This window comes from Anaerophaga thermohalophila str. Valhall, assembly GCF_000250735.1.
Classification (GTDB): domain Bacteria; phylum Bacteroidota; class Bacteroidia; order Bacteroidales; family Marinilabiliaceae; genus Anaerophaga; species Anaerophaga thermohalophila_A.
In genome coordinates this window covers 1-8,153 of record NZ_AHZV01000152.1, presented here as the reverse complement: position 1 = coordinate 8,153, position 8,153 = coordinate 1, and the positions used below count along the sequence as shown (strand labels likewise).

At 35.3% G+C, this 8,153-nt stretch carries 7 protein-coding genes; all 7 read right to left on the bottom strand.

Annotated features, from left to right (window positions below; all coding sequences use genetic code 11):
* Window positions 1-258 precede the first annotated feature (258 nt).
* Window positions 259-651: a VOC family protein gene (locus OQ5_RS0108095; protein ID WP_016777006.1), complete on the bottom strand. Its 393-nt coding sequence runs from the start codon at window positions 649-651 to the stop codon at window positions 259-261.
* Between the two features lie 350 nt (window positions 652-1,001).
* A complete protein-coding gene (locus OQ5_RS0108090; protein ID WP_016777005.1) occupies window positions 1,002-1,634 on the bottom strand; it encodes an MjaI family restriction endonuclease in 633 nt (210 codons plus the stop codon).
* 184 nt (window positions 1,635-1,818) lie between these two features.
* Window positions 1,819-3,177 (bottom strand): DNA methyltransferase, encoded by a 1,359-nt coding sequence (locus tag OQ5_RS0108085; protein ID WP_016777004.1) that lies wholly within the window; start codon window positions 3,175-3,177, stop codon window positions 1,819-1,821.
* Window positions 3,178-4,278: 1,101 nt separating this feature from the next.
* Window positions 4,279-4,683: a GxxExxY protein gene (locus OQ5_RS0108070; RefSeq protein WP_016777001.1), complete on the bottom strand. Its 405-nt coding sequence runs from the start codon at window positions 4,681-4,683 to the stop codon at window positions 4,279-4,281.
* Between the two features lie 328 nt (window positions 4,684-5,011).
* Window positions 5,012-5,683 (bottom strand): hypothetical protein, encoded by a 672-nt coding sequence (locus tag OQ5_RS0108065; RefSeq protein ID WP_016777000.1) that lies wholly within the window; start codon window positions 5,681-5,683, stop codon window positions 5,012-5,014.
* A gap of 618 nt (window positions 5,684-6,301) precedes the next feature.
* Window positions 6,302-7,099: a zinc ribbon domain-containing protein gene (locus OQ5_RS0108060; protein ID WP_016776999.1), complete on the bottom strand. Its 798-nt coding sequence runs from the start codon at window positions 7,097-7,099 to the stop codon at window positions 6,302-6,304.
* A gap of 406 nt (window positions 7,100-7,505) precedes the next feature.
* A complete protein-coding gene (locus OQ5_RS0108055) occupies window positions 7,506-7,757 on the bottom strand; it encodes a helix-turn-helix domain-containing protein (protein WP_016776998.1) in 252 nt (83 codons plus the stop codon).
* Window positions 7,758-8,153: the final 396 nt, after the last annotated feature.

Below are 8,153 nucleotides of genomic sequence, written 5' to 3'. Positions count from 1 at the left end.
CTCGTTTCATTGGTTATTTTTAAAGGGTTTAACCTAATTGTGTTTGGTCGTTTGCCATCATAATTTTTTTATGATTTAAAAAAATATCCTCCTGCCATTTTGCAGGATTGTTTATGATGAGCCCGGTCTAAAAAGCATCTTTGTTGCCAAACTCTGTGTTGTTTTAAATTTTTGCATCCTTATTAACAACGGGTTAACTCCGGCACAAAAACTTAAAACGTCTTGATTTTGACTGAAATATGTCCTTTTATACCACACTCATTCAGTAATTTCGATACGATTTCCTTCCGGATCAAGAATTACACTTTCATAATATCCATCCCCTGTTGTTTTTGGTTCTCCAAATATTTCATACCCATCGGATCTTAAACGTTCGGTAAGTTTATCAACTGTTTCCTTGTCTCCGACAGATATAGCTATATGAGCCAGTCCGTTTACCGAGCCTTTCTCATCTTTTCCTTCCTTAATATCCGTTCTTTTCATAAGTTCTATACGTGCTCCACTTTCAAAGGATAGAAAATAAGACGAAAAACCCTTATTAACATTTTCATATCTTTTACTGCATTTCATGCTGAAATAGCTTTGATAGAAGCTACGCATTTTCTCTAAATCTTTTGTCCAAACCCCAATGTGTTCAATTTTTATATTCATAGCAGTTAATCTTCTCTTATTGCAAATTCATCTTTTCATTTTGCTTGTAAAAGAACAGTTTACCCCATTTAAGTATTGTTGTTTTGCCACTCCCCACTGTCAGAATTAGAATGCGTAGGATTAAAGGATTTTAGGATTCATGACTTTGAGAATACTCTTGTTAGCATGATTTAGGTTTCTATCTCAATGACCACAGCGCGCCGGTATATGACTTCCGTTTCTCATGTTTTAAAGAACCGCCGTGTATAGCCTGTTCCGTTTAATCGAGAAGACCTGTATGGAAGTTGGTGGGAGAGGTGCTGCGGTGGGAAAATGGTTTAGTGGCAATCTACTCGATTGGGCGCTGGGTTTTATTGTTCAAGTCGGTTTATTTCAGTACGAATTTCTTCTATAACTTCAGGGTTCATTATTACCTTTTTCCCGTTTGCTTTGGACGAAAAAATGTAAAATACTTTACCACCGAATTCGCTCTCAAATTTCTCGTGTGACTTTTGTTGTAACTCTTTTTCTTTGAAGATTTGAGATAGTTGAATTCCTTGATTAACTGGTTTTATTTGCAATCCGATATATCTTTCTTTGATCTTGATAAAGAAGTCAACATTAAAAAGTCTGTCCCACTTGTCAGGAGCTGGCTCAATTTTGTAGCCAAGTTCTTGTTCGAGTTGACCATAAATTGTTTTTATTTCAGTCCAATAGCCATCAAAGGTTCTGTCGATGACAAGTTGAAGCATATAATCAATGCAGTCTTGTTCTGTGATTTCTTCTACTTCTGCAGCAATGACTTCTGTTATCTTGATATAGAGTTTTTTACCAAGATCAATTATGTGTTCTTTTGAACGCACATTTGAGAAATAGTATTCTCTCCACTCTTCCAATGTTTTTGGCTCACATTGCCTGATACTTTCTGATGTCGGTCCAACATTTCTTTTAAAGTTCAGTTGAAAGCGATTCATCGCACTATTTAAAATCCATTCTTTTGTCATATTATATGCCGGTTAAATAGTGTCTGTCCATAAAGTGCCATTTACTGCGTTACGCTCGTCCGAAAATTACTCATTTACGATGAGTAAACTCCGTATTTTCGGACTTCGCAGGCCTTGCAACCGGCACTTTCAGAACAGACACACATATTGTGAAAATTTTTGCGAGTTTATAGACGAGCACTATTTAGCCATTTGATGCGTTTAAACTTAAAAACTTGTCTTTGTATTTAAAATCTGCTTCTGTGTCGGGTTCTGCTAACCCTTCTTTAATAAGGTGTGCATTCAAAAAAGTTTTATTCTTTAAATACAAGTAACACATTAAATTATTCTGCTCATCATATTTATGGTTATCATATCTCATAAAAACCTTTTGTCCTTTTGTCTTTTCGTAAAGAAAGTCCTTGGCAGAACCATTTGCAGTCTTCTTTTCTTTAACGCCGATAAGTCTGACCACAAGGTCATTATTAAGTTTCACCAACTCAGGGCTAATGATTTCTTTTACTGTGTAATACTCTTCTCGCTGCCCACTATTCTTATCGATTTTTGAACCAAATTGAAGTTTCTTAGGGTCAATCTTCTTATCAAAGTTTTGAAAATCAACGAAGCGATAAGGTAAGTTATCAAACTCTTTTTCTATGTCAATATTTGTTTCATCTTTTAGAAACTCGTATGTTGTTCCTTCAATATCAGCTTGATTAATATTTAATTTGCCTTTTGCAATTTCAATAAATTCTGGATTTATTTCATATCCAATTGAATTACGTTCCAAATTTCGTGCAGCTAATGATGTTGTTCCACTCCCCATAAACGGGTCTAAAACTGTCTCACCTTTAAAGGCAAACATTTTAATTAGTCTTTTTGGCAATTCTTCAGGGAACATTGCGATGTGTCCATCTTGTCTTGCACCACCAAAGTTCCAATGACCTGCAAAATATTCTTTCCATTCTTCTTTGGTCATTTTGGATTGCTCTTTTATCTCTTTGCTAACCTTTGATTTGGAAATGCCTAATTTTTTAAAAATTAAAATAAACTCATAATCAATAGAGAGAATGCCGTTCCTTGGTGTTGGGAAACTCCCCATCAATGATGCTCCACCTGTTGTATTGGTTGTGGTTTGTTTTTGCCAAATAATAGCTCCCATATAATCAAATCCGATGCTTTCACAGAATTTTATTATTTCAGTTCGGATAGGGATTACTTTGTAACGACCATAATATACAGCCCTTGCAAATTGGTCGCCTATATTTACGCAAAGTCTACAACCATTGTCAAGAACACGATAACATTCCTTCCAAACAAGATTAAGGTTGTTTATATAGGTTTCATAGTCTTCGTGATAGCCTATTTGATTTTCTGTTCCATAGTCCTTTAGTTGCCAATAAGGTGGCGAGGTGATAACTAAATGAACCGACTTGTCAGGAATAAGATTCATCTGACGACTGTCTCCATTTATTAATTTATGTGTCGTTTTCACTTTTAATTTTTTTTTAATTTTTTGTCTGCAAAGGTAGTCATAATCTGGGATTCTCTCTTCTTGACTCATTTTTGAACCAATTGAGCCAATTATGAGCCAATTAATTTGTAAAGGGTTCCAGCCCCAACATTTCCAATTCTTTTCCCCAAATTGAATTTTTCAACTAACTCAGTTAAGTCTCTTGTAGCCTTTGCTTTAGAAACTTTACACAGTTCTTGATATGTTTTATTTGATATGGTTCGGGAATAGCCAATCCGGATAAGCCCCAAAAAGGAACCCTTAAATTTACTGAATAACTTATACAATCAAAATAAAGATGAGTGAAAATCAATAATTTCTGAGCAGGATCAATGAACACTTAAGGAAACAGATATTTCCAATCTTTTTTGTGTCACCCACAATACCCCGGTTGCGTCACTCGCAATAACGTTATTGCGTCGGTCACAATAGTATTGTTGTGTTGGCTTTTGTCTTCAGGGGCAGTTGTTTCTCAATCCTACAATCCGCATCATTTTCAGCAATCCAACATGCTGTTAACAAAGAACTTTAAATACAATCATATATTGAAGACTCATTCTATTTCTCTTGACTTTTAGTTTCATGTTTATTTGATAGAATCATGCCTAGTATTAAAAAAATCATCGATATTATTCCCAAATAGCTACCAGCGTTTTCTGACCAACTTAAATCTGAATAATTAACTAAAGTAAGTTGTCCTATTATGATAAGGATAGAAACGATTATTAATCCAATTCTAAATTTCTTCATGGTATTTTAGACTATTATAGAATCTTTATCATGATAGTATTTAATTAACAATCATCAAAGATAATTAATTCCTGTTTTTCTTTTAGAATGAAGCAACCTGATAACCTATACCCCCTAAGAACCGTGCGTGCCAGTTTATGCATTCATAATTGATATTTAAGGCATGCATGATTTTCACTTGCCGGCACACGGCTCAGGCACTTTTAAGGCCTCTGCGGTGAAGCGAGACCCGGCTGTTATTACTATTTTTATTATCGTTGACAATAAAAGTAGTAATTTGCCTGCATTCTTTGGCTAATATTTCTTTCTTTTTGTTCTATAGCAGAACTGTTTGCGTCGTTTCGGCATGCCTGTTTTGCCACTCCCCACTGTCTGAATTAGGATGCGTAGGATTAAAGGATTTTAGGATTCATGACTTTGAGAATCTCTATTGTCAGGATGATTAAGATTATAGACCCGCTTAAATTCAAGACTTCTGGCACCAAAATTGAGAAGTAAGCCAATCGGTAGATTGTAGGCCTGGCAATAATTCATTGCCTGGGCCAAATGCACTTCTTCCAAAACCGTAAGTGCTTTTAATTCAACCATGATAGCATCTTCAACAAAAAAATCGACCCGGCGTGTTCCAATGTTGTTACCTTCATAATAAATGGGCATTTCAAACTCCCGCTGATATTTGAGACCTTGACTTTCCATCTCAATGGCCAGGGCCCGCTGGTATATGACTTCCTGAAAACCATTGCCCAGAGTGTTGTGCACCTTCATGGCACAACCAATAATTTTGTGAGTTAGTTCTTTATATTTCATTCTTATCGCAATATTTCAGCGGTAATGCCAAAATACGGGCTACAAAGCCACCTGTGTATCTATCTCCCCTTAATCCTATAATCCTTAAATCCTAAAAATCCTAATTCAGACAACTGCCCTGCCATTACCATTTCCAGCTTTCCACCAGCGCAGGTGGAACATCACAATCTTTAAACGCTCCCCATCTGCACCCTTTGTTTCCCATGGTTTAAAGAACCGCCGTATACGAGACCCGTACGTACGGTTTACCCTGTGAAATAAGTTGATTTCACAGGGTGAATGTGAGAGGTGCTCCGGTGGGCTAATGGCTCACCGGCCATCTACTAGATTAGGCAAAGTCTTCTATTCGTTTTACCAATTCTTCTGCTTTTGCAAATAAAAGCATTTCAATTGTTGAAATATTTGTATTTCTATCTTGAGTTACTTTTTTAAGTAAAGATAAATAGTCCCTGTAAAATGTTTTTAAGTTTACCATGGCCCAATTATTCAGATGGGAAATTATCTTTAATGTTTTTTGACCTTTTGTGATTGTTTTATTCCTACTTACTAAATTTGGAAATAATATTTTGTTCTCAACTGGATAAATAATCTGCAAGCAATTTAATGAAGTTGAAACTCTAGCATCAAATATCGCATATTCTTTAGGATTACGAATAACCAAAGCTTTTGACCATGAAGCAATGCCTTTTTCTTTAAGTTCTATTAATGATTCAGGAGTACTATTTGCATATATTTTTATTTTTTCTTCACTAATTCGACGTATGCCACCCCAGTCTTTAATATAGTATTTCACTAACAGCTCTCTTTTTGCAGTATCTGATTCTGATATCCAAGCTTTATTGAGTTCTTCTTTAAGAGCAATATTTCTTAAGTAATGATTTCCTCTCGGAAGGTTAACGTTAATAGGAATAATCGCTTCATTAAATTTCCAATTATACCAATCATTTGTTTTGTCCAGATTTTCCGAACAGAAATTGCTTAATGCATCCGAAAGTTCCATGGTTTTCAATTTTTGGTTAAATTTTGCCACCGGGTACCATACGCCCCCTAAGAACCGTGCGTACCAGTTTATGCATTCATAATTAATTTTTTAAGGCATGCATGATTTTCAATTCCCATCATACGGCTCAGGTACTTTTAAGGCCTCTGCAGTGAAGCGAGACCCGGCTGTTATTACCATTTTTGTTATCGTTGACAATAAAAGTAGTAATTTGCTTGCAATTTTTGGTTAACATTTCTTTCTTTTTGTTCTATAGCAGAACTGTTTGCGCCGTTTCGGCATGCCTGTTTTACCATTCCCCACTGTCAGAATTAGGATGCGTAGGATTAAAGGATTTTAGGATTCATGCGTTCAGACAATCCTTTAATCCCCAAAATCCTAAAAATCCTAATTCAGACAGCTGCCCCTCCATTAGCTTCACCAGCTTACCACCAGCGCAGGAGGAACATCACAATCTTTAAACGCTCCCCATCTGCACCCTTTGTTTCCCATAGGTAAAAGACGTGTACTGCCAGTTCATTTCTATTAGGAAAGCCTGTAAGTACAGTGGGGGGAGGAGGTTCTGCGGTGGGGCAATGGCTCACCGGCTATCTACTCGAATGCCATCCACTTTATTTATCATTTCGTTATTTTTGGAAATTTAGATATAATTTTTTTGCCGTAATTAAGTTGGTTTTTTTCGACAAGTTTAAAAAACCCGCGTTCTGCATCTACTGCGTATTCGCTATTCAAATATTCTTTTGCTATTTTTTTACAGAGCTTACACCATTCATAATAGTAAAATTGCGAATTTTTATTAATTCTTATTCCCGAATCATTTTCTCGATAAGAAATATTTGTGAGTGGATTATTCTCATTGGAATTATCTCTTAATTGCATAATTTTTTTATCTAAAATTACATATTTCTGTGGGTTAAGAAACATAATTATTTTGCTTACAAAAGAGAATCCTGAAAACTCTGGGAGTCCGATTTTTTTTATATTTATTGGAGAGAAATTGTTGCTTACTACCAGATTATGAAACGCCATAAGTTGTTGGGCAGTTACTTTTTCTCTAAATCTATCAATTCTTACTACTCCATATCCAGTTCTGTAATATCCCCAAAACAGGACATTTGAAAGTCCATCTTTAATTTTTTCAAGTTCACTGCTTCTTAAATTCTTCTGAATATTTGTTTCAAGTTGTCTGTAATTCACAAATTCGACTTCTTTATTAGTTTGGAAGTCAAACAATTTTTTAGGGTAATCATAAACTGGAAATTTTAGTTTCTCAATATTGTCAATTTCCCAGTTGTCGGCTGATGCTGCTGATTGACCTTCAATGCTTAAATTTTGTTTTTCGTTTTGAGCCTGACCACAAAATTTACAAAACTTACTGTCATTATCTATTTTTTTACCACACTTCTTGCAATACATAGGATTACAAAATTATACAGGTTGAATTCTATTCTGAATATTTTTTGTTGTTTATATTTCCGCTTTAAGTGGATACCAACGTCACATACCCCAATTGCCATTTTCAACCCATACCCCCCAATTACTTCTATTATATTATAACTGTTATTCATATTCCAACAACCCCGTTCCAAAACAAAAAAGGTGTTCACCATAAGCAGCCTCCACCTACAGCAACACCTCAAAATTCCAATAGCAATCTGCTTGTACCTGTACTAAGTAACGCACTAATTTACCGAAAACCTGAGAAAACTAAAAGAAAAATGAGTGAAACTCATCAAATATTTGGTAGAAGTAGTAAATTATTGAGTAGATGAATAGAACAGAGCTATTTTTTGATTCTTTTATAGCTAAATAATTCAGGTCATCAATCATCTAAATATTTTGTAATGTCAAATCTAAAATTGATAAGTTCGGAAGGATTAATTTCCAGTCCCTTAGCAATCTTTAAAAATGTTCTGAAGGTTATATTTGTTTTTCCCTGCTCAATTTTGTTGTAATCGCTTGAGTCTATTCCGGTACGGAATTCCATTTCGTTAAGAGTAAATTTCCTTTTCTCTCTAAGGGATTTTACTCTGGCACCAAATTTATCAAGAAAATCAGTAGTAATATCTTTCATTACAAATTGTCTTTAGCAAGACAATTTGTTAAAATTCAAAAAAAAATTCTTGGGGATATATCCCCAAATTAAAATATTTTATTACATTTGAAAAATCTTACACTCAAGAAGTGTAATTTTGCGATACTTCGATAGATAAAAATATTAGAAGCATTCGCTTAGAATCTCGGGCTGAAAACTGGCAATTTTCTTTTGCAACGGGATGATAAGTGGAATGGCTCACGACCCGGGGCGTGGGCTCACTTATCGTTGCAAGGTATGCCAGTACCTCAGTCCGGTAAGTTGAGTTCCGCGCCCTCTTTTTTCCAGGCGCTTACCTTTTTCAAACTCAACACATACGGTTAGTCCATCCCTTTACGGGCGCATTGTGAACGGATGTTTAGTGTTTAATCTTAA